The 24,396-nt window shown below is 58.2% G+C and carries 26 protein-coding genes; 20 read left to right on the top strand and 6 right to left on the bottom strand.

Translation table 11 applies throughout. From position 1 onward, the window contains the following. Positions 1-115 precede the first annotated feature (115 nt). Both KQ661_RS18340 and KQ661_RS18345 read left to right on the top strand, forming a co-directional pair. Positions 116-1,186, top strand: coding sequence for a M42 family metallopeptidase (locus tag KQ661_RS18340; RefSeq protein ID WP_216727691.1), 1,071 nt, complete (start codon positions 116-118; stop codon positions 1,184-1,186). 110 nt (positions 1,187-1,296) lie between these two features. Beyond that, a complete protein-coding gene (locus tag KQ661_RS18345) occupies positions 1,297-2,148 on the top strand; it encodes an ABC transporter substrate-binding protein (RefSeq protein ID WP_317196132.1) in 852 nt (283 codons plus the stop codon). Here KQ661_RS18345 and KQ661_RS18350 read toward each other — a convergent pair. Continuing rightward, positions 2,132-3,376 (bottom strand): 3-phosphoshikimate 1-carboxyvinyltransferase, encoded by a 1,245-nt coding sequence (locus tag KQ661_RS18350; RefSeq protein ID WP_216727692.1) that lies wholly within the window; start codon positions 3,374-3,376, stop codon positions 2,132-2,134. The genes KQ661_RS18345 and KQ661_RS18350 overlap by 17 nt on opposite strands. Positions 3,377-3,457: 81 nt before the next feature. Further along, positions 3,458-4,498 (bottom strand): 3-dehydroquinate synthase, encoded by a 1,041-nt coding sequence (aroB, locus tag KQ661_RS18355; protein WP_216727693.1) that lies wholly within the window; start codon positions 4,496-4,498, stop codon positions 3,458-3,460. A 120-nt stretch (positions 4,499-4,618) separates the two neighbouring features. Between aroB and KQ661_RS18360 the strand changes: the two genes are divergently transcribed. Further along, the gene (locus tag KQ661_RS18360; protein ID WP_216727694.1) at positions 4,619-5,068 is read left to right on the top strand and encodes a hypothetical protein; all 450 of its coding nucleotides are present in this window, start codon (positions 4,619-4,621) and stop codon (positions 5,066-5,068) included. A 63-nt stretch (positions 5,069-5,131) separates the two neighbouring features. Here the strand turns inward: KQ661_RS18360 and KQ661_RS18365 are convergent, their stop codons facing one another. After that, a complete protein-coding gene (locus tag KQ661_RS18365) occupies positions 5,132-6,259 on the bottom strand; it encodes a chorismate mutase (protein WP_216727695.1) in 1,128 nt (375 codons plus the stop codon). Positions 6,260-6,407: 148 nt separating this feature from the next. Here KQ661_RS18365 and KQ661_RS18370 point away from each other — a divergent pair, with 148 nt between their 5' ends. From KQ661_RS18370 to lysS, 6 genes are all read left to right on the top strand, one after another. Then, positions 6,408-7,607, top strand: a complete 1,200-nt coding sequence (locus KQ661_RS18370; RefSeq protein ID WP_216727696.1) for a proline dehydrogenase family protein — start codon at positions 6,408-6,410, stop codon at positions 7,605-7,607. A 352-nt stretch (positions 7,608-7,959) separates the two neighbouring features. Continuing rightward, positions 7,960-8,328 (top strand): hypothetical protein, encoded by a 369-nt coding sequence (locus tag KQ661_RS18375; RefSeq protein WP_216689788.1) that lies wholly within the window; start codon positions 7,960-7,962, stop codon positions 8,326-8,328. Positions 8,329-8,538: 210 nt separating this feature from the next. Beyond that, complete coding sequence (locus tag KQ661_RS22915) at positions 8,539-9,390, top strand: hypothetical protein (RefSeq protein ID WP_317196133.1); 852 nt, start codon at positions 8,539-8,541, stop codon at positions 9,388-9,390. Positions 9,391-9,633: 243 nt separating this feature from the next. Beyond that, a complete protein-coding gene (locus tag KQ661_RS18385) occupies positions 9,634-11,802 on the top strand; it encodes a carboxy terminal-processing peptidase (RefSeq protein ID WP_216727697.1) in 2,169 nt (722 codons plus the stop codon). 426 nt (positions 11,803-12,228) lie between these two features. After that, positions 12,229-13,134: a hypothetical protein gene (locus KQ661_RS18390; protein ID WP_235727014.1), complete on the top strand. Its 906-nt coding sequence runs from the start codon at positions 12,229-12,231 to the stop codon at positions 13,132-13,134. A gap of 245 nt (positions 13,135-13,379) precedes the next feature. Further along, entirely contained in the window at positions 13,380-14,930 is a 1,551-nt protein-coding gene (gene lysS / locus KQ661_RS18395) for a lysine--tRNA ligase (protein ID WP_216727698.1), read from the top strand. Positions 14,931-15,284: 354 nt separating this feature from the next. Here lysS and KQ661_RS18400 read toward each other — a convergent pair whose 3' ends face one another. Beyond that, entirely contained in the window at positions 15,285-15,647 is a 363-nt protein-coding gene (locus KQ661_RS18400) for a YtxH domain-containing protein (RefSeq protein ID WP_216689794.1), read from the bottom strand. Positions 15,648-15,771: 124 nt separating this feature from the next. Next, entirely contained in the window at positions 15,772-16,209 is a 438-nt protein-coding gene (locus KQ661_RS22920; RefSeq protein WP_216689796.1) for a CsbD family protein, read from the bottom strand. A gap of 249 nt (positions 16,210-16,458) precedes the next feature. Here KQ661_RS22920 and KQ661_RS18410 point away from each other — a divergent pair, with 249 nt between their 5' ends. From KQ661_RS18410 to KQ661_RS18440, 7 genes are all read left to right on the top strand, one after another. Beyond that, on the top strand, positions 16,459-16,710 hold the full coding sequence (locus KQ661_RS18410) for a Kazal-type serine protease inhibitor domain-containing protein (RefSeq protein WP_216689797.1): 252 nt from the start codon (positions 16,459-16,461) through the stop codon (positions 16,708-16,710). A gap of 12 nt (positions 16,711-16,722) precedes the next feature. Beyond that, positions 16,723-17,661 (top strand): GNAT family N-acetyltransferase, encoded by a 939-nt coding sequence (locus KQ661_RS18415; protein WP_216727699.1) that lies wholly within the window; start codon positions 16,723-16,725, stop codon positions 17,659-17,661. A 333-nt stretch (positions 17,662-17,994) separates the two neighbouring features. Continuing rightward, the gene (locus KQ661_RS18420; protein ID WP_216726654.1) at positions 17,995-18,366 is read left to right on the top strand and encodes a cupin domain-containing protein; all 372 of its coding nucleotides are present in this window, start codon (positions 17,995-17,997) and stop codon (positions 18,364-18,366) included. A 102-nt stretch (positions 18,367-18,468) separates the two neighbouring features. Beyond that, positions 18,469-19,326, top strand: a complete 858-nt coding sequence (locus KQ661_RS18425; RefSeq protein ID WP_216727700.1) for a dienelactone hydrolase family protein — start codon at positions 18,469-18,471, stop codon at positions 19,324-19,326. Between the two features lie 53 nt (positions 19,327-19,379). Further along, positions 19,380-19,613 carry a hypothetical protein gene (locus KQ661_RS18430; protein WP_216689807.1) on the top strand — a complete coding sequence of 78 codons (234 nt, stop codon included), beginning with the start codon at positions 19,380-19,382 and terminating at the stop codon, positions 19,611-19,613. Positions 19,614-19,926: 313 nt separating this feature from the next. Beyond that, complete coding sequence (locus tag KQ661_RS18435; RefSeq protein ID WP_216726656.1) at positions 19,927-20,328, top strand: hypothetical protein; 402 nt, start codon at positions 19,927-19,929, stop codon at positions 20,326-20,328. 114 nt (positions 20,329-20,442) lie between these two features. Continuing rightward, positions 20,443-20,928 (top strand): DUF4890 domain-containing protein, encoded by a 486-nt coding sequence (locus KQ661_RS18440; protein ID WP_216727701.1) that lies wholly within the window; start codon positions 20,443-20,445, stop codon positions 20,926-20,928. A gap of 174 nt (positions 20,929-21,102) precedes the next feature. Here the strand turns inward: KQ661_RS18440 and KQ661_RS18445 are convergent, their stop codons facing one another. Beyond that, on the bottom strand, positions 21,103-21,342 hold the full coding sequence (locus tag KQ661_RS18445) for a hypothetical protein (RefSeq protein WP_216727702.1): 240 nt from the start codon (positions 21,340-21,342) through the stop codon (positions 21,103-21,105). A 615-nt stretch (positions 21,343-21,957) separates the two neighbouring features. Here KQ661_RS18445 and KQ661_RS18450 point away from each other — a divergent pair. The 4 genes from KQ661_RS18450 (at position 21,958) to KQ661_RS18465 (ending at position 24,244) form a co-directional block, all read left to right on the top strand. Beyond that, positions 21,958-22,401, top strand: a complete 444-nt coding sequence (locus KQ661_RS18450; RefSeq protein ID WP_216726659.1) for a helix-turn-helix domain-containing protein — start codon at positions 21,958-21,960, stop codon at positions 22,399-22,401. Between the two features lie 5 nt (positions 22,402-22,406). Beyond that, positions 22,407-22,565 carry a hypothetical protein gene (locus tag KQ661_RS18455; protein WP_216726660.1) on the top strand — a complete coding sequence of 53 codons (159 nt, stop codon included), beginning with the start codon at positions 22,407-22,409 and terminating at the stop codon, positions 22,563-22,565. Then, positions 22,555-23,091, top strand: coding sequence for a transposase (locus KQ661_RS18460; RefSeq protein ID WP_216726942.1), 537 nt, complete (start codon positions 22,555-22,557; stop codon positions 23,089-23,091). The genes KQ661_RS18455 and KQ661_RS18460 overlap by 11 nt, the downstream gene beginning before the upstream one ends. A gap of 424 nt (positions 23,092-23,515) precedes the next feature. Then, positions 23,516-24,244, top strand: coding sequence for a hypothetical protein (locus KQ661_RS18465; RefSeq protein ID WP_216726661.1), 729 nt, complete (start codon positions 23,516-23,518; stop codon positions 24,242-24,244). Positions 24,245-24,396 lie beyond the last annotated feature (152 nt).

Below are 24,396 nucleotides of genomic sequence, written 5' to 3' on the forward strand. Positions count from 1 at the left end.
CATGCAGAGCGCAGCGAAGCATCTTTACTGCGATACTATTTAATTACTATTGCAGTAAAGATGCTTCGCTGCGCTCTGCATGGCGTTCTATAATCCTAATAACACTCCCTACATAATGCGTCCCGAGTCGTTCGAATTCCTCCAAAGCTACCTCAACAACCCCTCCCCCACCGGCTTCGAAAAAGAAGGCCAGAAACTGTGGCTGGAGTACATCAAGCCGTATATCGACGAGTATTTCGTGGATACGTACGGCACGGTGGTGGGCGTGATTAACCCCGATGCGAAGTATAAAGTCGTTATCGAAGCGCACGCCGATGAGATTTCCTACTTCGTGAATTACATCACCAAGGAAGGCTACCTCTACCTGCGCCGTAACGGCGGCTCGGACCCGTTGGTGGCCCCGAGCAAGCGCGTCAATATCTTCGGCGAAAAGGGCATCGTGAAGGGCATTTTCGGCTGGCCCGCCATCCACGTGCGCAAGGTGGAGCAGGACAAGGCCCCAACCATCGAAACGGTGTTTCTGGACTGCGGCGCGAGCAGTGCCGACGAGGTAGCCGAAATGGGCATCCACGTGGGTTGCGTGGTGACGTTTGAGGACGAATTCACGGTGCTGAACGACAAGTTTTACGTGGGCCGCGCCCTCGACAACCGCGTGGGCGGCTTCATGATTGCCGAGGTGGCCCGCATGCTGAAGGAGAACAACAAAACGCTGCCCTTCGGCCTCTACATCGTGAATGCAGTGCAAGAAGAAATCGGATTGCGCGGGGCCGAAATGGTAGCCCACCGCATCCAGCCCGACGTGGCCATCATCACCGACGTGACGCACGACAGCCAGTCGCCGATGTATGAGAAAAAGACGGCCGGCGACATTAGCTGCGGCAAGGGCCCGGTGATTACCTACGGCCCGGCCGTGCAAAATAACCTGCGCGACCTCATCATCGACACCGCCAAGGCCTCGGATATTCCCTTCCAGCGCGCCGCCGCCACCCGCGCCACCGGCACCGATACGGATGCCTTCGCCTACTCCGGCTCGGGCGTGGCTTCGGCCCTGATTTCGCTGCCCCTCAAGTACATGCACACTACCGTCGAAACCGTGCACAAGGACGACGTGGACAACGTGACGCGCCTGATTTACGAAACGCTGCTGCGCATCGAGGACGGGCAGGACTTCCGGTATTTTGTCTGAACCGCGGATTCATCGGATTTTGTGGCCGATTTTTCAGTATCCACCGGTGCAAATCAGCTAGAAAAAGCCCGCAGACGCGGGCTTTTTCTTTTTATGTTCGCTAATAGCGTATGGCATCCACTAACAGTCAGCCACAAAATCCGATGAATCCGACCAATCCGATAAATCCGCGGTTCAGACACCTTCCCCTCAACGTGACCGACCAGATGCACCGGCGCTTGGCGGTGCCGTTTCCGCCGCAGCGCATTGTGTCGCTGGTGCCTTCGCAAACGGAACTGCTCTTTGATTTGGGGCTGGGCGCGAAGGTGATGGGCGTAACTAAGTTCTGCATTCATCCGGCCGAGGCGCGCACGAACGCCACCGTTGTTGGCGGCACCAAGAATTTCGCTTTTGAGAAGATAGCCGCGCTGAAACCCGATTTAATTATCGGCAATAAAGAAGAGAACTACCAGGAGGGGATTGAGCAATTGGCTGCCAGTTACCCGGTCTGGCTGAGCGATATCAGCAATCTGGCCGAGGCGCTGGAGATGATTCGGAGCGTCGGGCTTATTGTCGGCGCGAAGGAAAAGGCCGCAACGCTGGCCGAAACCATTGCAGCATCTTTTGCTGCTTTGGCTACTTCCGCGGCTGCGCCTGTTTCCGTTGCCTATTTCATTTGGCGCAAACCCTACATGGTGGCCGCCACGGGCACTTTTATCGACGACATGCTGCACCGGGCGGGCTTTGCCAATGCCTTCGCCGGGCTAGGGCGCTACCCCGAAGTCAGCGCGGAGCAGCTGGCGCAAGTAGCGCCGCAGCGTATTTTCCTCTCGTCGGAGCCCTATCCGTTCGCGGCGAAGCATGTGGCTGAATTTCAGCAGCTATGCCCCGCCGCGAAAATTGAAATTGTCGACGGCGAATTGTTCAGCTGGTACGGCAGCCGCTTGCTGAAATCGGCCGCCTATTTCAGTCAGCTTCCGTAACGACGAAGCCGCTTTTAGCCAGCTCTTTCCAGAATTGCGGGTAGGACTTGCGCACTACCGTGGGGGCTTCCACGCGGAGGCCCCCGCGCATGGCCAGCGGCGCGAAGGCCATGGCCATGCGATGGTCGTGGTAAGTAGCCACCAACTGGCCGCTCACACCAAATTCCCTCGATTCGGCCCGAAAGCGGCCTTCGCCGAGGTCGCGCAGGTCGCCGCCGAATTTGGCCAGCTCGGTTTGCAGGGCCGCAATGCGGTCGGTTTCCTTAATGCGCAGGCTTTCGAGGCCGGTCAGGTCGACGGGCCGGTTGAGGGCGGCGGCTACCACGGCCACGGTCTGGGCGAGGTCAGGGCAGTCGGTGAAATCGAAGGTCTGGATTTCGGTCTGGGGGGCGAGGGGCACCTGGCGCAGGTGCACGCCATCGGGCAGGAAAGTGGTTTCGACCCCGAAATCGGTCATCATCCCGGAAATGGCCTGGTCGCCCTGCAGCGATTCGCGGCGCAGGCCGAGCAGCGTGATTTCGGAGCCCGCCGGGGCCAGCGCCACAAACGAATACCAGTAGCTGGCCGCCGACCAGTCCGACTCAATTGTATAATCGGTGGGGCGGTACTGCCCGGGGCGCACCGTGAGCACGTCGCCGGCGGCCGAATAATCGGCCCCGAAACGCTGCATCAGCGCCACCGTCATGTTGATGTAGGGACGCGAGCCAATGTGGCCAGTGAGCGTGAGGCGCAGGCCGCCGGGCAGGCGCGGCCCCACCATCAGCAGCGCCGAAATGTACTGGCTGCTGATGTCACCGCGCACGGATAATTCAGTAGGTTCCGTCGTTTCGGGAGCGGCTGCGAAGCCGACGATTTCCAGCGGCGGGTAGCCGTCATTACCCAGGTAACTGATGCTGGCTCCGGCTTGGCGCAGCGCATCCACGAGCACGGCAATGGGCCGCTGCTGCATGCGGGCAGTGCCGGTGAGGCGGCCGCGCCAGTTCGTGACCGTGAGGTATGCCGTGAGGAAACGCATGACCGTGCCGGCATCTTCGGCGCTGAGCTCGGCGGTGCCGGGCGCGGCGGCCAGCAGGCGCAGCATCAGCTGGGTGTCGTTGGCATCGGAGAGGTTGCCGAGAGTGCCGCCACCCGCCAGCGCTTGCAGGATGAGGGCGCGGTTGGCTTCACTCTTGGAAGCCGGAAGTTGGGCAGTACCGCGCAGCGGGCCGCCGGGCCAGGATAGGTGCATAAGAATTGTGCGGTAAGCTTTAGCTTGCCGTGGGTAGTATTGGTAATATGATAAGATGGCAAGCTAAAGCTTACCGCACAATCACAGTCGGTTGTAGTAGCGCAGCGACTCGGCGATTTCGGCCACCGTCACGGGCTGGTCGTACACGCCATGGCCGATGCCTTCGAGCAGCGTGCAGTTGATGGTGGCCCCGGTGTTTTTCTTATCCTGCCGGGCAAAGTCGGCAATGGCTTCGGTTTCGAGGCTCACGAAATCAATTTTATCGAACACCGAGAACACGAAGGTTTCTATTTTGTCCAGCGCATCCTCGCTCAGCAGGCCGTGCTGCACCGATAGCCAGCTTTCGCAGACAATGCCGGCGGCTACCGCCTCGCCGTGCAGGGCCTCGCGGCCGGGCTGCGTGAGCAGGTAGCTTTCGAGGGCGTGGCCCACGGTGTGGCCGAAGTTGAGCAGCTTGCGCGGGCCGGCTTCGAGCGGGTCCTGGGCCACGATGCGCTGCTTGAGAGCCACCGACTCGCGGATGATGGCGGTCCAGTCATCGGTCAGCCAGCCCAGGCGGCGGTTGGTGTCGAAGGCTTCGGCATCGGCAATGAGCCAGTGCTTGAGTACTTCGGCATAGCCGGATTTAAGCTGGCGCGGGTCGAGGGTTTGCAGAAACTTTGGCTCGACGAAAACGCCGGCCGGGGCCTGAAACACGCCCAACTGGTTCTTGTAGCCCTGGAAATCGACGCCGGTTTTGCCGCCCACGCTGGCATCGACCTGCGCCAGCAGCGTGGTGGGCACCTGCACAAACCGAATGCCGCGCTTATACAGCGCCGCCGCGAAGCCGCCCAAATCGGTGACCACGCCACCGCCCAGGTTCACCAGTACGGCGAAGCGGTCGGCGCGCTGCTCCGTGAGCATGCTCCACACGGTATCGCAGCTGGCCAGGGTTTTATACTCTTCGCCGGCCGGAATTTCGACGAGCTTATAATCGACCGGCAGATGCGGTTCCAGTAGCGGCAGGCACAGGCGGGCGGTGTTGCTGTCGGCCAGCACAAATACCTGGCTCACGGCCGGGCGATACAGTAGTTCGGCCAGTGCGGGCAGGGCCCCGGGGCCAATGATGACGGAATTATCCATGGGGCAAAAGTCGGCACAAAAAATTGCAGGCCGGGCAGCTGCCCAAGCAACCTTTCGGGCAGCCCACTGGTCAGGAGTTATATAGCATCTTTTTTATTTATCAAACACCTATTTTTCAACATGTTGCATCCAATACGCTTTGCCACGTTTGCTTTGGCCATCGCTAATCTTGGGGCCTGCCAAAAAACATCGGTTGACCCCAACGAAATTTGCATCAGCTACCCATCCGATACGACGACGCAGCTCCTGGGCCGGTGGGAACTCACCGAAATCACCAATGGAATGAACGGCCGCACCTACCCTGCCGACCCCGTTCAGCGCCATGAAATTGTTTTTGATGCATCCGGACAAGCCCGAATGTTTCTCAATGGTACCGTGCAAAGCACTGCACCTTTTTCTTTGCGCCAGGCCCCGTCTTACATAACCCGCCAGCCCGAAATGTTTGTCGTTTATGGTGCCGTCAACGGGTCAACCCTGCAATTTATCGCTGCACTTTCGTCCTCTACCCTAACTATTGCCATCGACGCGGCCGACGGCGGCAGCCAAACATATACTCGGCGCAGCCTTTAGCTCAGCGGCCAGCGGATGGCCAGCATGCATTTGGTAGCTGTGAAAGCACAGTGGCCGGGTGCGCTACAGCCCCGGCCCGAGGTGCTGCACGCCGTCCACCTGCGGGCGGCCGTTGAGCACTTCGGTTTGTTTGCGGATGCTTTCGATGTGAATGAGCTTGTAGAGCTCGGCCACAAACTTGTCGTTCACGTTCAGCTTGCCGGCCCAGTCGGTGCGGGTGAGGAAAATCTCCTGCCAGCGGTCGAACTGCAGGATTTTCACGTTGTTTTCCTTCTTGTATTCGGCCAATTCTTCTACCAGAGCCATGCGGCGGGCCAGGGCTTCCACTATTTCGCGGTCGGCTTCGTCCATTTTCTGGCGCAGCTCTTCGGCTTTGTTCAGGTATTCGGCATTGTCGCTGGAGCGGTAGCGATACTTCAGCTCGCTGAGGATTTCGCCCAGGCGCTGGGGGGTCACCTGCTGCTCGGCGTCGCTCAGGGCGTGGTCGGGGTCGGGGTGGGTTTCGATGATAAGGCCATCGTAATCAAGGTCGAGGGCCTTCTGGGAGATGGGCAGCAGCAGGTCGCGCCGGCCGCCAATATGGCTGGGGTCGCAGATGAGCGGGATGTGGGGAAACCGCGTTTTCAGCTCAATGGGCAAAATCCAGGTGGGGGCGTTGCGGTAGCGACTGGGCGCAAACGTGCTGAAACCCCGGTGGATAGCCGCCAAATCCGTAATTCCGGCCCGTTCCAGGCGCTCCAGCGCACCAGCCCATAGGGCCACGTCGGGATTCACCGGGTTTTTCACCATCACGGGCACGCCGGTGCCGGCCAGCGCATCGGCCAGCTCCTGCACGGCAAAGGGGTTCACGGTAGTGCGGGCCCCAATCCAGAGCACGTCGATACCATGGCGCAGGGCGTCTTCTACATGGCGCGGGGTGGCCACTTCAATGGCCGTCGGGATGCCGGTTTCGGCCTTCACGCGCTGCAGCCAGGGCAGCCCCACCACGCCCATGCCCTCAAACGAGCCCGGCCGCGTGCGCGGCTTCCAGATGCCGGCCCGGAACAAATCAATCTTCCCCAACGCCTTTAGGCCGTGGGCCGTAGCCAGCATCTGTTCCTCGGTTTCGGCCGAGCAGGGGCCGGCGATGATAATAGGCTGGCCTTTCTGGGCCAGCAAGCGGGTGAAATACGTATCAGTAGCGGGGAGCATTCTGCGAAAGGGACAAATAATAGCCAACGGCCAACCAGCCGCCGAAAAGCCCGGCAAACGTAACTCGTTTCCCCGAAACGTTGTTTACCTTCTACCTTCGCGCCCTGTTCCCATCCGGCCCAATTCCCACGTGTTTTAGTTGCAGCTTATGTCTATTGCCCCTCCTGCCCAGGCCCCGCCCGTTTCCTTCGAAGACAGCCGGGTAGCCTTCGCGTCCAAGTCCGATGCACAGCTGCGCAAGGTGTATGCCCTGTTCGCGGCCATGAACAACGGCAGCCTCATAAAAACCGGTAGCGGCCTCATGAAAGCGGCCCTGAAGTGGAATCTACCCGGCACCAAGTTTCTCATCAAGCACAGTATTTTCGAGCAGTTTTGCGGCGGCGAAACCATTGCCGAATGCCGCCCCGTGACGGCCGAGCTGGGCAAATACAACATCGGCACCATCCTCGACTACTCGGTGGAAGGCGAAGGCAGCGACCAGAGCTACGACCGCACCCGCGACGAAATTCTGGCCACCATCGACGAGGCCCATCGCTCGGCCCACATCCCGTTTTCAGTCTTCAAAGTAACCGGCGTGGCTAACGTGGCCATTCTCGAAAAAATCCAGGCCGGCAAGCTTCTCACCGCCACCGAGGAAGCGGCCCATGCCCGCGCCGTGGCCCGCGTAGAAGCCCTGTGTGCCCGCGCCCACCAGCACGGCGTGCGCCTGTTTGTGGATGCCGAGGAAAGCTGGTTTCAGCACACCATCGACCTGCTGGCCTATGACATGATGGCCAAGTATAACCGCTCGACGGCCATTGTGTGGAATACGTACCAGCTCTACCGGCACGACCGCCTCGAAGCCCTGCAAGCCACCCACGATGCGGCGGCCGAAGCCGGCTACTACATCGGGGCTAAGCTGGTGCGCGGCGCCTACATGGAAAAGGAGGCCCGCGTCGCCAAACAGCGCGGCCAGCAGAATCCCATCAACCCCACCAAGCAGGCCACCGACGACCTCTACGACGAGTCCCTGCGCTATTGCATCGCGCACCTTGACCGCATCAGCATCTGCGCTGGCACGCACAACGAGGCCAGTTCGCTGCTGCTCACCCAGCTCATGCAGCAGGCCCACCTGGCTCCCAACGACCCGCGCGTGTGGTTTGCCCAGCTCTACGGCATGAGCGACAACTTGACCTACAACCTCGCCAACGCCGGCTACAACACGGCCAAATACCTGCCCTATGGCCCCGTAGCCGCCGTAATGCCCTATCTGCTGCGCCGCGCCGATGAAAACACCGCCATTGCCGGCCAGAGCAGCCGGGAGTTTCTGTTGATTCAAAAAGAAATTCGCCGCCGCAAAAGGCACTAGCGCTGAAGGAAATCTGAAGATGACGCTGTTTAGAAAGTCCCCGAACGGTCATGCTTCGCTGCGCTCTGCATGACCGTTTGAGTACCTTTTGTGACTTTCTAAACAACTCCAATATAAAAAGCAATAATTCTGCAAGTTACCCATCTGAATTTTACACAAAATTCAGATGGGTAAAACATCATTTCTGGCATTAAAAAGGGGCACCATAGAATTTTAGGAACGATTGTGGCATGCACAAAGCCGCAAGACTGAGGATTATTGACCAAGCTGTGCCCGACACATGGCGTTCGGCATTTAAAAATTACTAATTTTCAGCCCCCCAAACGGTTTTTTGCTCATTTGTAACCCTGCCATGATTGGTCGTATTCGCAAGTATTTAATTCGCTATTCCCGGGTTCAAACCGGTACCGTTAGCTACCTCACGCTAGTGCAGGAAGCCGAATTGGGGCTCAACCTGGAAATCTCGCACGAGAAATCCCGGCTCAACGAAATGTTGGCCGAAATATCCACCGCCGAACACGAGGCTGGCCGCCCCCCTCTTAGTGCGCTGGTGAAAGTGCAGGGCTCAAAAGGCCAGGGCGACAACTTTTATAAGCTGTGCGAAAAAATGGAAATGGGCGAGTGGCGCACCCTTAAGCAGGATGAGGATTTCCTGAAAAGACTCATCCGCGACTGCCGCGATTTCTGGGGCGACGAAGAAAATTTTCAGAAATTTTCTTGATTTGTTTCAAGGAAAGCAATTTCATAATAGTGCATTCATAATGAGCAGCTTGCCATATGAATGCACTGTTTTTTTGCGCCTGCCAGTTAGTATATAAAGCGGAACGAATAGAATCAGGGCCTGCTGTAACCCCCATTGAGGCAGCCCCGTTGAAGGTATATATCCAGCTCGCTATGACTGGACTTATCTCTCACATTCTATTCCCTTCCTATGAACACTAACGATTCGAACAACCCGCAGAACACTGGTACCGGTGCAGGCTCTAACTACGGTACCCAAAATACCGGTACCGGTATGGGCAACAGCACCGGCCTCAGCAACGAAGGCACCAGCTACAACGCGGGCACTGGCTCTACTTCGGGCACGGGCGTTTCTTCTTCTTCGGGAGCCAGCCTTTCCAACGCTGTTGATGGCGCCGATTTCAGCGCCACTGCCAAAGGTGGAGCGATGGCCGGCACGGTTGGTGCCGCAGTAGGCCGCTCCGTTGATGGCGTGCAGAACACGGCCGACAGCGCCGCCCACGCCGTAACCGGCGAGCCTTACCGCGATGGCACTTCGATGAGCGGTATGTTCCGCGACCGTACCAGCGCCGAAAAGGCGTACAGCGCCCTGCATTCGCGTGGCTATGGCAAAGACGACGTGAACCTGCTCATGTCGGACGAAACCCGCAAAACTCACTTCGGTGATGACACTGTGCACACCGACCTCGGCGACAAAGCCATGGAAGGTGCCGGCGTAGGCTCGGCCATTGGTGGCACGGCTGGTGCTATCATTGGCGCTATTGCTGCCATTGGTACTTCGGTAGCCCTGCCCGGCCTGGGCCTGATTATTGCCGGCCCGCTGGCCGCTGCGCTGGCCGGCGCTGGTGCCGGTGGCCTCACGGGTGGCCTGGTAGGTGCCCTGGTGGGCTCGGGCATTCCCGAGGAGCACGCTGCCGAGTACGAGAGCGGCATCAAAAATGGTAGTATTGTGATAGGTGTGAAGCCCCGCAACGCCGATGATGCCAAATACTTCGAAGACGAGTTCCGCCGCAACAACGGCGACAAGATTTACAAGTACTAGTCTCGTCGCAGATTCCGGCCTGTTAGTCATCAAAAAAGCCTTTCCCGTCTGGGAAAGGCTTTTTTATTGCAACCTTCAGTCAATTTGAGGGGTTTGTAGAATAGTAGTTGCTTATTGGCAGCCATTTGTAAAACCGGGCACTTATTCCCACAGCAAAGGCGTTTTTGCGGCAGGGATTTGATGCCCGCGTTGCCTGGCAATCTCTGTATATTTGATTTTCATCCTCGTTTTATTTTCTTGCCAATGTCTTTTCCTCGCTTGAAGGTCGGCCTGTATGCCTTTTTGGTGGCAGCCGTGTTTGTTCTGGCATCCTACCGGCTGTTCCGCCGGTCCGACTCGGCAGTACCGAGCAAGGACCAGGTGCTGATTGGCCTCATGCTGAGTGGCCTTTCGTCGCAGCATTACCAGCCCGAAAAAGTTGACGACAATTTTTCGAAACGCGTTTTCGACCTGTATCTGAAGCACCTGGACTACCGCAAGCAGTTCCTGCTCGCGACCGACATAGAGCAGCTGCGCCCCTACCAGACCCGGATTGATGATGAGGTAAAAAGCGGCACTCATGAGTTTCTCGACCTCAGCACCAAGCTGATGACCGAGCGCACCAAGGAGATGCAGGGCCTGTACCGCGACATTCTGGCCAAGCCGTTTGACTTTACCACGGACGAAACGTTCCAGACCGATTTCGAGAAAGCCGCCTTCCCCGCCGATAAGGCGGCCCAGCGCGAGCTGTGGCGCAAGCTGCTGAAGTACGAAACCCTGAGCCGCGTTTCGGAAATGATGGAAGCCCAGGACAAGGCCAAGGAGGCCAAGCCCAGCGCTGCTACCGCCGCGCCTGCCGCCGCCGATGCCTCGGCCCCCACCGCCGCCGAGCCCGTGCGCACGCCCGCTCAGATGGAGGCCGAAGCCCGCAAGCGCGTGCTGAAATACTACGACGACCAGTTCGAGGAAATCAACGATACCGACGCCAACGAGCGCCTCGCGACCTACGCCAACACCATTGCCAATACCTACGACCCGCACACCGAATACTTCGCCCCCAAAGCCAAGGAGGATTTCGACTACGAAATGACCGGCCGCTTTGAAGGCATCGGGGCCACGCTGCGCGAGAAGGATGGGCTGATTTACATCGAGGAGATTATTCCCGGCTCGGCCTCGGCCCGGCAGGGCGACTTGAAGAAGGGCGACGCTATTCTGCGCGTGGCCCAGGGCGCGGCCGAGCCGGTGAGCATCGAGGGCTGGCACACAGCGAAAGCGGTGACCCTGATTCGGGGCAAAAAAGGCTCGGAAGTGCGCATGACGGTGAAAAAGCCGGATGGCAGCACCAAGATTATCCCAATTATCCGCGACGTAGTGGTGGTGGATGAAAAGTACGCGCAGTCTTCTATCATAACTGAGAAGGGCCAGAAAATTGGCTACCTGCGCCTGCCCGGCTTCTATGCCGATTTCAACGACAACGGCGGCCGCAGCTCGTCGGATGACGTGAAAAAGGAGCTGGCAAAGCTGAACGCCGAAGGCGTGAAAGGCATTGTGATGGACCTGCGCTTTAACGGCGGCGGCTCGCTGAGCGACGCAGTTTCGATGGCCGGCCTGTTTATGCCCAGCGGCCCCATGGTACAGGTGCGCGACGGCCAGGGCCACACCCAGGTGCTGACCGATAACGACCCACGCGTGCAGTACAGTGGCCCACTGGTGCTGCTGGTGAACAAGTACAGCGCCTCGGCTTCCGAAATTCTGGCCGCTGCCATTCAGGACTACCACCGGGGCGTGATTATGGGCTCGACCAGCACGTATGGCAAGGGCACGGTGCAGCGCATCTTCGACCTGGACGAGGCCCTGCCTTCGGAGCTGAACAGCGTGAAGCCGATTGGCTCGCTCAAGCTCACTACCCAGAAATTCTACCGCGTGAACGGGGGCTCAACCCAGTTTAAAGGCGTGGCCTCCGATATTGTGGTGCCGGACCTGTACTCCTACCTCGATGAGGGCGAAAAAGAGTCGGACTACCCGCTGAAATGGGATGAGATTCAGCCCGCCCGCTACCGCACCTGGGATGCCCCGCCCGCACTCGATAAGCTCCGTGCCAGCAGCAAGGCCCGCGTGGCAACCAATTCCAGCTTTAAGGTGATGGATGAGATGGTGAAGAGCATGCGTAAACGCAAGGACGAAACTACGGTTTCGCTCAAGCTAAGCACCTACCGCGCCGAACAGCAGCAGTCGAAAGCCATTTCGGACCGCTACGAGGCCGCCCAAAAGACCAACACCGCCCTGGCCTTCTCGCCCCTGGCCGCCGACGTGCGCGCCGTGGGTGGCGACACGGTGAAGGTGAACCGGGCCGCCCGCTTCACCAAGAGCCTGAAGAAGGACATCACCATCGGCGAAGCCGTGGCGGTGATTCAGGACGAAATAAATCACTGATTTTCGCGGATTAACCTTGATTTCGCTGATTGAGAATGCCCCGGCTCTGGTTGAGTCGGGGCATTTTTCATTGGCTTTCGCAGCCTTTCATCTCATTAGCAAATTTCCCTTCTATTACTAATACCACTAACCGTTAATCTTGCAACATAACCACTTGATTAACAACACTTATTTTGTTAGTAAATTTGTCAAAAAAATTAGTAATTAGACAATTAAAAACCTGTCCTATGCTATTTACTTAGCATGACGACTCAAGAGGAAACCCGCATTATCCCGCTCAATCCGCCGGTAGCCGCTATCGCCGATGAGCAACAGCAGAAGCTAGCTGACAAAACCTGACGCAAGTCTATTCCGGCGCAGGTTTTCCTCAACTATTTCTTTGCTATCAACTATCACATTCGGAAAAACGACGATGCCCTCGGTGGCTTGCAGAACCTGCCGTTTTTCCGCAGCCACCAAGCCCAGCTGAGCGAGGCCGACGTGACCGCGCTTACCAAGATGCTGCATACCAGCTGGAGCACCGAGTACGCCCTGCGCGCCACGGCCGAGCTGGGCGACGAGAACTTCCTGCGCAATGCCCTGCACTGGACGTTCCCGCAAGCATACCACGCCATCTGGTCGGGTCTGCAGGCTTTTTTGTACACCACCGGTGTGCGCTCGAACAACGGCCAGCTTATGCGCCGCGAGGTGGGCCGGCTGGTGGTAAAGAATGCCTACCCGCGCCCGGTGTCGTTCTATGCGGCCGGAGCTTATGGCGATTTCAGCATTCACCGCCTGCCGCTGGCCGGCTACAAGGCCGGGCTGCACATTGCCAGCCAGGAGATTGACGCGCAGGCGCAGGTAGGCCAGTTCCTGCGCACCACCCGCAAGATGCAGGCGCAGTGGACCCGCGCCCAGGTGCAGACTAATCCCAACACGGCCATCCGCAGCCAGAAAACCGGCCGGCCGCTGGATAAATGGACGGCCGCGCACTGGCAGCAGATTACCTGGCGACTGGGCTACACCACCATTTTCGATTTGCTGGGCCGCCTGCGCATCTCGCAAACCAGCCGCGAGATTGAGCGCTACGTGGAGGCCGATATTGACTTCCGCCTCTTCCACGCCTCGCTGCTCAACATCGTGAGTTACCTCAACGGCGTGCACGAAACCTACGTGGCCAAGGCCCTGGGTCTGGAGCGCTACCGCCAGCTGGTGGCCGAGTTGCCGCTGCACCTGCAGGCGGGCTTCGTGCAGGAGCGGCTGCGCACCCGCGTCGAGCCGGTGCTGGCCCCTACCCCGCCGAGCGCCCCGGCGCTGGCTACAGAGGCCCCGCACTACCGCATGGCCGCTTAGTGTATCAACCACGGATTGGCTGCGCCATCCCTTGATTCGCCCGGAATTTTCGGATTCCACAGATTTTGTGAACGGAAAGCCGCTCCGGTTTCGGAGCGGCTTTTTCGTGCCGTACTTTTGTGGTTCACTTTTTACTTACCGCGTCTGAGCACTTGGCTTCTAGGTGTTCCGATTGGCTCGCCTGAATCGTCCACAAAATCCGTGGAATTCGAAAAATCCGAGTGAATCCGTGGTTCAGATAATTTATGCAACACCTTAGCGAACAAGAAATCCTGCGCCGTCAGAAACTCGAAGAGCTGGAAAAGCTGGGCATTGAAGCATACCCATCGGCCCTGGTGGACGTGACGTTTTACGCCAAGGAAATCCACGACAACTATCACGTTGAGCTGAATAATTTTCAGGACGTGACGCTGGCCGGGCGGCTGATGTCGTCGCGGGTGATGGGCAAGGCCTCGTTCGCCGAGCTGATGGACACCACGGGCCGCATTCAGCTCTATATCAACCGGGACGAAATCTGCCCCGGCGAGGACAAGACGCTGTACAACGTGGTGTTCAAGAAGCTGCTCGATTTGGGCGACTTCATCAGCGTGAAAGGCCACGTATTCAAGACGCAGGTGGGCGAAACCTCCGTGCATGTCACGGAGCTGAAATTACTTTCGAAAGCCCTGCGCCCCCTGCCCGTGGTGAAAACCCAGAAGGACGAAGCCACCGGCGAAATCGTGACTTACGACGCCTTCACCGACCCCGAGCAGCGCTACCGCCAGCGCTACGTGGACCTGGCCGTGAACCCCGCCGTGCGCGACACCTTCATCAAGCGCACCCAGCTGGTGCAGTCGATGCGTAATTTCCTGAACGACAAGGGTTACCTGGAAGTGGAAACCCCGATTCTGCAGCCGCTGTACGGCGGCGCGGCGGCTCGCCCTTTCACCACGCACCACAACACGCTGGACATGACGCTGTACCTGCGCATTGCCAACGAGTTGTATCTCAAGCGCCTGATTGTGGGCGGGTTCGATGGCGTGTACGAGTTCAGCAAGGACTTCCGCAACGAGGGCATGTCGCGCTTCCACAACCCCGAGTTCACCCAGATGGAGCTCTACGTGGCCTACAAGGACTACGCCTGGATGATGGACCTGGTGGAGGAAATGGTGGAGCGCGTAGCCATGGCCCTGCACGGCAAAACCGAAGTGCAGGTGGGCGCGAACGTCATCAACTTCCAGCGGCCCTGGCAGCGCTACACCATGTTCGAGGCCATCGAGAAGTACACCGGCAAGGCCATCGGCGAGATGGACGAAGAGGCCCTGCGTGCCACCGCCCAGGAGCTGAACGTGCACGTGGACCCCAGCATGGGCAAATCGAAGCTCATTGATGAGATTTTTGGTGAGCACGTCGAGCCCAAGCTCATCCAGCCCACCTTCATCACCGATTACCCGGTGGAAATGTCGCCACTGGCCAAGAAGCACCGCGACCGCCCCGGTCTGGTAGAGCGCTTCGAGGCGGTTTGCAACGGCAAGGAAATCTGCAACGCTTTCTCGGAGCTCAACGACCCCATCGACCAGCGCCAACGCTTCGAGGACCAGCTGGAGCTGGGCAAGCGCGGCGACACCGAAGCCATGGTGCTCGACGAGGATTTCCTCCGCGCCCTGGAGTACGGCATGCCGCCCACGGCCGGCCTGGGCATCGGCATCGACCGTCTGAGCATGATTATGACCAACTCCCCGTCGATTCAGGACGTGCTGTTCTTCCCGCAGATGAAGCCGGAGAACGTGCAGAAGGAGAAGCACGAGGAGAAGTAAGCCGGCTGTCATCCTGAGCTTGCGAACCGAAGGTCCTTGGCTACGCCGACCTTCGGTTCGCAAGCTCAGGATGACAGGACAGCCCTAAAATCGGAAAAGCCCCACACGAAATATCATGCGGGGCTTTTCTTTTACAATCGCCCTACCCTTCAAACCGCTTTTCTTGGCAGAAGCTTGCGATGGGATGTCTGATTTTGCTACCGAGTTGTTTAACCAATTTCGGTAGAAGCTCCTACGTCCGGCAATTTTGCTGGCAATATTTTCGGCCTTCTTTCAAGGCGATTGTAAGGAGTTTTACGCAGCGGTACCACGCTGGGTTACAGTAGTGAAGAAAATATTTCCTGACTGCCGGCCCTACAGGTTGGGCTGGTGGCGGGTATCGTCGCCGAAACCATCGTAGTCGGTATTATCCTCGTTTTGGGTGTGGACCGTGGAAGGCGTGCCGGTGCCCAGGTTTTGCAGGAGGCGGTCGGCGGCCTGTTTGTCTTCGCTCACGGCAGCGTCGGGGTTGGTGTGGGCGGAAGGGGCCTGGCCCTGTGCTTTGGCCAGGGCATCCTTTACCAGCTTGCTGAGGTCGCCGCCAAACTTGGTGGCCGACTTGCGCAGGTTAGAGCGGGCGTCGTCGCCGGTTTCGGGGGCCAGCAGCAGGCCGGCCACGATGCCGGCGGTAGCTCCGGCGATGAGCGAGAAAATGACTTTGCCTTTGTCGTCTTTCATGGGTTTGCAGGAAAATGGAGAAATCTGATTATTTCTTAACGGGAAAGCGGGGCGGCTGGTTGGACCACAAAAAAGCTCCGCACCTTGCGGCGCGGAGCTTTAAGTAAGCTAGCTAAAAGCCGGATTACATATCGTTCAGCATTTTGGTGATTTCGGCTTTGCCTTTGCCGAGCTTGTCCTGCAGCTTGCCCACCAGCTCGTCACCTTTGCCTTCGGCATAGGTCAGGTCCTCGTCGGTCAGCTGCGCATACTGCTGCTTCAGCTTGCCTTTAACTTCGTCCCAGGTGCCTTTCATCTTCAGGCTGCTGCCGGACAGGGTCACGCCCATATCCTCCAGCTTGCCGGCGTATTCTTTGAATTTATTTTCGAGGTCGGAGCCCAGCTTGGTAGCTTGCTCGCCGAGTTGGCCGCTGTATTTTGTAGCAGCGCCTTTCCAGTTCTCACGAGTAGCCGAACCTTTATCGGGAGCCAGCAGCATACCGGCAATAATGCCAGCGCCGGCACCGGCGAGAGCAGCTAAAAGGATTTTACCAGCGTTGTTGTCTTCTTCTTGGTACGACATGGTGTAGGGTAATGAAGGGTGAATGGGGGTTAGAGTTCGTTTAGAGCAGCGCGGGCCCGAATTCAAAACTACGCGTTTTGTTTGCGGCGGCGTTTGGTTATGGCTGACTATACGAAAGGCTCCGCCCGGGGTTGAGCTTACGGGCAAATTTTCCGTAGCGACATCCGCATTCCTCAATATCCAGGTTTACGGCCGGGCCAAATCCCGGGCGGGCAGTGTAGCTTCGCCCCTCTCCTACTTTCTGGCACCATGAAAAAGCATTGGATTTGGGGTGTGGCCCTGCTGCTGGGCGCAGCTTCGTGCCAGCGCCACGCCGTGCCCACGGCCACGGCCGCCGCCTGCATCGATTCGAGCAAAATCAACCCGCAGGGCATCTGCCCCATGAATTACGACCCCGTGTGCGGCTGCGACGGCAAGACCTACCCCAACCGCTGCGCGGCCACCAACGCGGGCGTGCGCTCCACCACGCCCGGCCCCTGCGCCCCGGCTCCGGCCAAATAATCCTTCGTGTTGATGTCTGCCAAAGCCCGCTACCACGACTTCTGCCGCACCGCGCCCGATGTGCCGGTGTTCGGCCAGCCATGGTACCTGGATGCCTGCGCCGAAGGCGGCACCTGGGACGTGGTACTGGCCGAAGATAAAGGCCGTGTAGTGGCCGCCCTGCCATATTTCTGCAAGCAGAAGGGTCCATTTCGGTACGTCACCATGCCGCCCTTCGTGAAATGGCTGGGGCCATATGTGCTGCCCGAATTCCGGGGCCGGCTGCCCCAGGAGCATGAGCTGCTGAAGGCGCTGCTGGCACAGTTGCCCGAGTTTGCGGCCTTCAAGCAGAACTTCTATCCTACTGCCACCAACTGGCTGCCATTTTACTGGGAGCAGTACCGCCAGACCACTTTTTATACCTACCGCCTGCACCAGCTGCGCAATTTGAAGGGGGTAGAAGCCGGCCTGGGCACCGGCATCCGGCGCGATATCCGACTGGCCCGCCAGCAAGTGCGGGTGGTACACGACTTGCCGCTCGAGGAATTCTACCGCGTCAATCTACTCATTTTCACCCGGCAGGGCCTGCCTGCACCGTATTCGGCCGCGCAGTTTAGGCGGCTCGATGCGGCGCTGGCGGCGGCGGACTCCCGGCAGCTGTTTTTTGCCGTTGATGCGCAGGGCCGGGTGCATTCGGTGGCGTATTTGATTTGGGATGCCACCACGGCGTATTTTCTGCTGGCCGGCGACGACCCGGCGCTGCGGGCCAGCGGCGCGGGCGTACTGCTGGCCTGGGAGTGCATTCGCTACGCCAGTGAGGTTTTGAACCTGAATTGCTTTGATTTTGAAGGCAGCATGCTGCCGGGCGTGGAGCGGATTCGCGTGCGCTTCGGCGCGGTGCAAACGCCGTATTTCTTCGTATGGAAATACAATTCGCGGCTTTTTGAGTTGCTGGAGAAGCTGAAGCCGTAGAAGCGCATTTATTTGGTATCGTACAGAACGGTCATGCTGAGCGCAGTCGAAGCATCTTTACCGCGAAGAGTAATCCAATCGAAAGGGGTTTAGTATTGGAGTTGTTTAGAAAGTCACAAAAGGTACTCAAACGGTGATGCAGCGCGCAGCGCAGCATCTTGCTCGCATCGTTGAACGGGCCTGACGATGCGAGCAAGATGCTGCGCTGCGCGCTGCATCACCGTTCGGGGACTTTCTAAACAGCTTCATTGCGGTAGAAATGCTTCGGCTCCGCTCAGCATGATAGTCTTTTTTTCTTTTAGCTCAATTTACCCAATCCCATCCTCCCCAACAATGTCCGAAAAACGCTACATCCTCAATCCTGCTCCTTTTGTAGTTCCCACCACCGACGGCAAGCTCATTGAAGAGCATGTGGGCGGAGCCAGCACCGGCACTTCGGCCTATAGCCTGGCCCACATGGTGGCCCCGCCCCACTGGAGCGAACCCCACCAGACGCCCACGTTCGACGAAATCACGATTGTGGTGCGCGGCCGCAAGCAGTTCGAAATCGACGGCGACATCGTAGAGCTGCAAGCCGGCCAGGCACTGCTTATTAAAGGTGGCGCGCGGGTACGCTACTCCAACCCATTCGAGGCGGAATGCGAGTACTGGTCGATTTGCGTACCAGCGTTCAGCCCCGACACCGTGCACCGCGAAGAAGAGTAAACCGGCTCCTGAGCGGCTTTCTGCGGATTTGGAATGTACCGTGGACTCTGCGAGTCCACGGTACATATTCACAACTCTTGAAACCATTTCACCATCAACCTCATGGACCAGCGCATCATCAATCTTTTCGACGAGTACACCCACGTTCCGCTCACCCGCAAGGAGTTTATGGAACGGCTGATAAAGCTGGCCGGCGGCACGGCGCTGGCCCTCACGGCGCTATCGGTGCTGGAACCGGGCTATGCGGCGGCCGCCACCATTGCGCCCGGAGCCGATGATTTGGAAGCCGAGGAAGTGGCCTGGATTGGCGATGGCAGCCCCGTGCGCGGCTATCTGGTACACCCAAAGGGCCGGAAGATGCGCGGCGCGGTCGTTGTCATTCACGAAAACCGGGGGCTGACACCGCACATTAAGGACGTGACGCGGCGCGTGGCCCAGGCCGGCTACCTGGCGCTGGGCGTGGATGCGCTCTCACCCTTGGGCGGTACGCCGGCCGATGAGGATAAGGGCCGCGAGCTCATCGGCCAGCTCGACCCGGTGAAAAACCTCAATAACTATCTCAGGGCGCTGGAATACCTGCGCGCCCGGCCCGACTGCAACGGCCGCACCGGCGCGGTGGGCTTTTGCTGGGGCGGCGGCCTGGCCAACCAGCTGGCCGTGCACGACCCCAAGCTGAACGCCGCCGTGGCCTACTACGGCCAGCAGCCCAAGCCCGAGGACGTGCCCCCGATAAAAGCGGCCCTGATGCTACACTACGGCGGCCTCGACCAGCGCATCAACGCTGGCATTCCGGCCTACGAAGCGGCGCTGAAAGCGGCCGGCACCAAGTATGAGCTCTACGTGTACGAAGGTGTGAACCACGCCTTCAACAACGACACTTCGCCCGCCCGCTACAATGCGGAGGCAGCCAGGCTGGCCTGGGACCGCACGCTGCGGTTATTCAAGGAAAAAGTGGGGTAGCCGGGCAACGGCGTAGCAATTTGCGGCATCTTTGTGGTGTCCATCCGCTATCCATGTCGCTCCGGAAACTATCCATTCTGCTGCTGTTGCGCGCCGGCGGGGCGCGGGCCCAAAGCCAGTCTCCGCCCACGCCCGACCCTGACTATGAGCAGGTAAGCGTGCCGGCACCGCGCACCGTGTCGCTGATTGTGGACGCGGCCAGCATATTGTTTTCGCGCAACGAGGATGAGAACAAGGTAAAGGCGCTGGTGGACCGCCGCCGTGAGCGGTCGCAAAAAGGCGACTAGAGCCTTCGTTTCACGATTGCGAAGAATAAGCTGACCCGCACGCTGGGGCTGGTGGAGTAGATAAGCTGTCATTCCGAGGCGGGAGAAATGACAATTTCGACCTGTTCAAAAGGTATTTAAGTCCGGGAAGTGGGCGGTCTGGTCGGGGTTTCCGGCCCGTCCGTCCACCTTTTTATTTCCGGGCGGGATGTGGTCGATGGTTTGCAAATACCCTGGCAGGATGAGTCGATTCCCACATTCAGGAGCCCGCTGCCTGCAGCAGCCGAGCCCAGCGCTTCCCCACCATTTCTCCCTTGCATTTCCTTCAGAAACCATGAAAGCTTCCTTGTTCTCCATTATCACCGCCGCTGCCCTCTTCACCTCAACGGCCTCGTTTGCCGCTGCCGGCCCATTCGACCACTGCTACGATGACCGCAACAGCCGGGATTTTAACTACGGCTACGACCCCAACCACCGCGTAACCGACTATGAGCGCGCCCGTTGGGAAGCTGCTCACCGCGACAACAAAGGTGACCGCCGCGACGCCAAAAACGACATCCGCGAGGCTAAAGCTGATTTGCGCAAGGCCAAAGGCGACCTCCGCGACGCCCGCCACGATGCCAAGGACGACCGCAACAGCAACTATTTCAACTACGGCTACGACCGCAACCACCGCGTATCGCCCCAGGAGCGGGCCCGTTGGGAAGCCGCCCACCGCTACGACGGCCGCCGCTAAACTTTAGCCAGTAACTGCCGTCTAAAAAGTCCCGTTTGGCCCTTGGGAACGGGACTTTTCGCGCCACCTCTTTGCCACCACCCGTTTTTTTCTAATTCTCCCCCAACCCAATCCATGAAAAAGTTTCTGTTTCCCCTGCTGGCTGCTTTCGCCCTCACCGTTGGCACTGCTGCCGCCCAAACCACCACCCCCAACGATGCCAGCGCCATGCAGGGCCGGGGCCGCCAGCAAGGCTCGCCCGATGAAATGGCCAAGCGCCAGGCCGACCGGATGACCAAAGAGCTCGGCCTCAATACTCACCAGACGGGCAAAGTGCAGCAGATTATGCTGGCGCGCGGCCAGGAAATGCAGACCATGCGCGGCCAGGACCGCGATGCCGACAACCGCGACCAGATGCGCGAGCAAATGCAGGCCGGCCGCGCCAAGTACGACGCTCAATTCAAGGAAGTGCTGACCGCCGAGCAGTACACCAAGTACACCACCATGCAGGCCGACCGCATGAACCGCGGCGGCGGCCCTGGAATGGGCGGGTCGGACGTTAAAAAGATGAAAGCCAAATCGACCGACGGTGACAAAATCAAAGTAAAAACCGACAAATAGAGCGGCTTCGGCAGCTGAAAACGCAACAACGCCCCGGCCAGCTGGCCGGGGCGTTGTTGCGTTTTGGTGCATTGCGTCCCGTGGGGCGGCCGGGGCCGGAGTCCTGAAAAGCAAAAGGCTACTCCTGATGCAGGAGTAGCCTTTTCATTATTCGTTTTTGGGAAAGCTCCAGCGCTACAGCGTGCGGTGAGCCCGGCCGCCCCGAGCCACGCGTGGTGCCGAGCTATGCCGCTTGGCCGCCTTGGAGCGGTGCTTGAACAGGCCAAAGAAGCCTCTTTTTTGGTTGCTGTGGCCGCGATAGTAGCGGTACACCGGCACGTAGTTGCCAGCAGTGGGCTTGCGCCGATGAATGGGCCGCGACGTGGCTGTCGTGGCCGACGCAGCGTAAGATTCGGAGGCCAAAAAGCCCAACATGCAGAGAAATAACAGAGCGGTACGCAGCATAAAAAAGGTGGTAATGGTGGTACGTGCACATGGCGTTTTGCGCCAGCGTGTAGCGGCTTGCTACTAAAATACTAACTCCGAAAACGGAAGAAATATTGCCTGCGTTGTCCTTTTTATCGACCAGTCCATTCTGTCAATCGACGAAACAAGTACCTGAATAGTTGAAAATGAGGGGCTAATAGCTCGTGTTATTTCCTCTCATTTCAAATATTAATTATCAGGTTAACTACTGATTAGCGATTCTTAAGCACTAACAATTAGCACTCATTTAATTATTTATTGAATATTCAGCGCTTTATATTTCATGGCAATCCTGCCCTTGCTGGCCTTGCTGGCCTTGCTGGCGCGAGATTAGCGCAGCGTAACTCGTGACTTGCCATAACGGGTAGGCTGAGCCTCTCCTGCCGCGCCAGCGGCAAGGGAGGTTTGGATAATCTGCGCTGGCGTAAATCGTTCTGCTGTGAGGCACAGCCTCACCCAAATCATGGACTCGGACTATATCTACGTCATGAAAAATGGCACCTAGTGTTCTGACAACCTAATTAAAGTAGTTATTATTAGTGGCTGACACCTGGTTTTTTCGTCATGGCCCGCCTCGCTCAACCCGTTCAATTAACCGCTTCTGATACATCCGCTTTGCGGGCCATCGTTAAAAAAGGCACCCATAAGAGCCGCAAAATCACGCGGGCGCGGGCCTTGTTGTTGATGGGTGCGGGCAAAAGCGCGTCGGTGGTTCAGGTCGAAGCGGGCATTGGGGCCAACCAGTACTATTGTCTCAAGCGGCGCTACCTGGCGGCCGGTCTATCCGAAGCGTTGGAAGAACGCCCGCGCAGCGGACAACCGCCCAAAGTAACGGGCGCCCTGGAAGCGAAAATCACCAGCCTGGCCTGTAGCGCCGCGCCGGCCGGGGCGGCGCGCTGGACCTTGTCGCTGCTCAACGAGCGGCTCGTCTCGCTCGATTACGGACCCGCCGTTTCCAACGAAACGATTCGCAAAGTTTTAAAAAAAGCCGCCTCAAGCCCTGGCTGAAGCAAATGTGGTGCATCGGCACGGTCACGAGCGAGTACCTGGCGAACAGGGAAGACGTACTGGATGTGTACGCGCAGCCCGCCGTGGCGGGCGTGGTGCGGCTCTGCTTCGACGAGCGGCCCTGCCAGCTGCTCGACCACGTGCTGACCCCCGATTCCGCCTAAGCCCAACGCCACCCAAAAAGAACATCAGGAATACGTACGCAAAGGCGTCTGCAACGTGCTACTGGCCTACAACCTCGACACGGGCCAGCGCCATCTGCAGGTCACGACCACCAAAACCAAGGCCGATTACGCCCACTTTATGGACTGGCTCGTGCAAGCCCACTACCCTGACGCGGCGAAAATTAAGCTCGTGCAAGATAATTACAGCACCCACAGCTACGGCGCTTTTTACGAACACCTGCCCCTGGACACGGCCCGCGACCTGCGCCACCGGCTCGAATTTCATTACACGCCCAAGCACGCCTCGTGGCTCAACATGGCCGAAATCGAGTTCTCGGCCCTTTCCCACCAGTGCTTGGACCGCCGTATCGGCACCCAGGAACGACTCGAAGAAGAAGCCTTGATTTGGCAAGCCAACCGAAACGCGGCCGCCACGAAAGTCAATTGGTCCTTCACCACGGAAAAGGCCCGGAATACGTTGAAAAACAGGCACGAGGAATTACCCAAAATAAGCCCCCAAAACTAAAGTGTCAGAACACTAGTAGAAAGCGGCATCCACGACGAGCTCTACGATATGAAAGGCACCTACCGCGAGATTTTCGACGCTTCGGCCCGCAGCTTAAATATCGAGAAGCTGGCCCGGACCATGGCCGATGACGGGGACGAGGTGCTGGATACGGCTTCGTGAGGCGTCTTTAGTTCAAATCCTACGCGTGGCTTCTACTCATTAATCAAATCTTTTCGTTAGAGCGAGCCTGGTTTGCTTCGTGCATACTCTTGATGTAGGGCCCGTGTCTCCACCATTGCAATAGCGGCACCTGATACTATTTGAGCAGTTTTTTTTCTGCTATAATGCATGTTCTCAAGAATAACGGCAAGATTAACACTGGATTGAGCTCGCGCCGGTTGGGTGGCTCCAGTACATTTGCTGCTCCCTTAATCACCTTTCAATGAAACACTACTTCTACCCACTCGCTTTGGGACTGATTGCTCTTGTTGGCTGCAGCAAAAGCAAGTCCGAAGAGACGCCTAAGTTTGATACCACTGGTACTTACACTGTTTCCACTACGCCAGAGCCTAGGCCGATGCGTATGTTTACCCAAACCGGTGAAGTACGAAACGATGCGTTAATCCAACGATATTTCGAGCGTCAATACGCCGGCTTGCCCATAAAATCGGGCGTTATTCCGCCGTTTCTGGCAGCTGAACTGGTTTTCACCAGCCCTTCAGAAGCCATTCTCAACACTACTACTTTGATGAGCGGAACCCCCCAAACTTCCAACGTGCCCCTAACGTTTTCTGGCCTCACCAATGAAAGAGCTGTACTGACATCGAAGAACCCGAAACCTTCCACTTCTCCATCCGGCAACTCCAGCAAGTGCGACAACATCGTGCGCGACATCCAAGGCGTTTCGCCAGTCTATACCTGCACCTCACTGCCTCCATCCACTGGCTTTGGGACACAATGTGAGTTCAAACCGGTATATGTGCTCAACCTACGTGGCGAGCAGGCGAGCATTGCCATCATGTTTTACTACTTTTCGGCGACCGTAAGCGGCGGAAGTTGCGGGATGGGAGGAAATCTATTCAACGTGCTGAACGCTGCCCTGCCCGGCCGTATCGCCTCCGGCGATACGCTGGTGGTGCAGGAAGCTGAGCTACCTCTGGTGAAGAAGTAAAGTCCACCCACCTCACCCTGGGACTATACACCCGTTGCGGAGGCCGCAAACTGGTTGTCAGACGCTGCGAATCCCTTATCAGAAACCGCAAATTGGCTTACAGACGCTACGCGTTCAAATGACGCTGTTTTGTAAAATGATATTTTACTAAG

Origin of the sequence: Hymenobacter siberiensis (assembly GCF_018967845.1) — a bacterium.
GTDB classification, from domain to species: domain Bacteria; phylum Bacteroidota; class Bacteroidia; order Cytophagales; family Hymenobacteraceae; genus Hymenobacter; species Hymenobacter siberiensis.

What these genes read in the sequence shown, in the direction of transcription:
- KQ661_RS18340 (WP_216727691.1), top strand. Translation starts at nt 116, where the DNA reads ATGCGTCCCGAGTCGTTCGAATTCCTCCAAAGCTACCTCAACAACCCC.
- KQ661_RS18345 (WP_317196132.1), top strand. Translation starts at nt 1,297, where the DNA reads ATGGCATCCACTAACAGTCAGCCACAAAATCCGATGAATCCGACCAAT.
- KQ661_RS18350 (WP_216727692.1), bottom strand. Translation starts at nt 3,376, where the DNA reads ATGCACCTATCCTGGCCCGGCGGCCCGCTGCGCGGTACTGCCCAACTT.
- aroB (WP_216727693.1), bottom strand. Translation starts at nt 4,498, where the DNA reads ATGGATAATTCCGTCATCATTGGCCCCGGGGCCCTGCCCGCACTGGCC.
- KQ661_RS18360 (WP_216727694.1), top strand. Translation starts at nt 4,619, where the DNA reads ATGTTGCATCCAATACGCTTTGCCACGTTTGCTTTGGCCATCGCTAAT.
- KQ661_RS18365 (WP_216727695.1), bottom strand. Translation starts at nt 6,259, where the DNA reads ATGCTCCCCGCTACTGATACGTATTTCACCCGCTTGCTGGCCCAGAAA.
- KQ661_RS18370 (WP_216727696.1), top strand. Translation starts at nt 6,408, where the DNA reads ATGTCTATTGCCCCTCCTGCCCAGGCCCCGCCCGTTTCCTTCGAAGAC.
- KQ661_RS18375 (WP_216689788.1), top strand. Translation starts at nt 7,960, where the DNA reads ATGATTGGTCGTATTCGCAAGTATTTAATTCGCTATTCCCGGGTTCAA.
- KQ661_RS22915 (WP_317196133.1), top strand. Translation starts at nt 8,539, where the DNA reads ATGAACACTAACGATTCGAACAACCCGCAGAACACTGGTACCGGTGCA.
- KQ661_RS18385 (WP_216727697.1), top strand. Translation starts at nt 9,634, where the DNA reads ATGTCTTTTCCTCGCTTGAAGGTCGGCCTGTATGCCTTTTTGGTGGCA.
- lysS (WP_216727698.1), top strand. Translation starts at nt 13,380, where the DNA reads ATGCAACACCTTAGCGAACAAGAAATCCTGCGCCGTCAGAAACTCGAA.
- KQ661_RS18400 (WP_216689794.1), bottom strand. Translation starts at nt 15,647, where the DNA reads ATGAAAGACGACAAAGGCAAAGTCATTTTCTCGCTCATCGCCGGAGCT.
- KQ661_RS22920 (WP_216689796.1), bottom strand. Translation starts at nt 16,209, where the DNA reads ATGTCGTACCAAGAAGAAGACAACAACGCTGGTAAAATCCTTTTAGCT.
- KQ661_RS18410 (WP_216689797.1), top strand. Translation starts at nt 16,459, where the DNA reads ATGAAAAAGCATTGGATTTGGGGTGTGGCCCTGCTGCTGGGCGCAGCT.
- KQ661_RS18415 (WP_216727699.1), top strand. Translation starts at nt 16,723, where the DNA reads ATGTCTGCCAAAGCCCGCTACCACGACTTCTGCCGCACCGCGCCCGAT.
- KQ661_RS18420 (WP_216726654.1), top strand. Translation starts at nt 17,995, where the DNA reads ATGTCCGAAAAACGCTACATCCTCAATCCTGCTCCTTTTGTAGTTCCC.
- KQ661_RS18425 (WP_216727700.1), top strand. Translation starts at nt 18,469, where the DNA reads ATGGACCAGCGCATCATCAATCTTTTCGACGAGTACACCCACGTTCCG.
- KQ661_RS18430 (WP_216689807.1), top strand. Translation starts at nt 19,380, where the DNA reads ATGTCGCTCCGGAAACTATCCATTCTGCTGCTGTTGCGCGCCGGCGGG.
- KQ661_RS18435 (WP_216726656.1), top strand. Translation starts at nt 19,927, where the DNA reads ATGAAAGCTTCCTTGTTCTCCATTATCACCGCCGCTGCCCTCTTCACC.
- KQ661_RS18440 (WP_216727701.1), top strand. Translation starts at nt 20,443, where the DNA reads ATGAAAAAGTTTCTGTTTCCCCTGCTGGCTGCTTTCGCCCTCACCGTT.
- KQ661_RS18445 (WP_216727702.1), bottom strand. Translation starts at nt 21,342, where the DNA reads ATGTTGGGCTTTTTGGCCTCCGAATCTTACGCTGCGTCGGCCACGACA.
- KQ661_RS18450 (WP_216726659.1), top strand. Translation starts at nt 21,958, where the DNA reads ATGGCCCGCCTCGCTCAACCCGTTCAATTAACCGCTTCTGATACATCC.
- KQ661_RS18455 (WP_216726660.1), top strand. Translation starts at nt 22,407, where the DNA reads ATGTGGTGCATCGGCACGGTCACGAGCGAGTACCTGGCGAACAGGGAA.
- KQ661_RS18465 (WP_216726661.1), top strand. Translation starts at nt 23,516, where the DNA reads ATGAAACACTACTTCTACCCACTCGCTTTGGGACTGATTGCTCTTGTT.